Annotated in this window: 1 pseudogene; it reads right to left on the minus strand. The window is 46.2% G+C overall.

Features of this window, described 5'->3' with window-relative positions:
- Positions 1-368 (minus strand): annotated as a pseudogene (locus ENE75_RS26085) (carbamoyl phosphate synthase preATP-grasp domain-containing protein); the annotation flags it as partial.
- Positions 369-431: the final 63 nt, after the last annotated feature.

Raw genomic sequence — 431 nt, forward strand, 5'->3', positions numbered from 1 at the left:
CGGTCTTCGGCAATATCCATACTGTCGAACGAAGAACCGATGATGCGGATTCCTTTTTCGTGCAGACGTTTTGCCAGTTTAAGGGCTGTTTGTCCACCCAACTGAACGATAACACCATAAGGTTGTTCCAGTTCAATAATTTCCCAGAGATGTTCCCAGTTAACCGGCTCGAAATACAGCTTATCGGCCATATCGAAGTCGGTACTTACGGTTTCGGGGTTACAGTTCACCATGATCGCCTCGTAGCCACATTCTTTGATGGCGAGCAGACCATGTACGCAGCAGTAATCAAATTCAATACCCTGACCGATTCGGTTGGGACCACTACCGAGAACAATAATTTTTTTACGTTGAGATGGAATGGATTCGTTGTGAAGGTTCGTATTTGCCATTGCGGTGCAAAGGTAGGGGTGTGGCAAAAATTTTCAGGG

The organism is Rubrivivax albus, from assembly GCF_004016515.1.
GTDB lineage: Bacteria > Pseudomonadota > Gammaproteobacteria > Burkholderiales > Burkholderiaceae_C > Rubrivivax > Rubrivivax albus.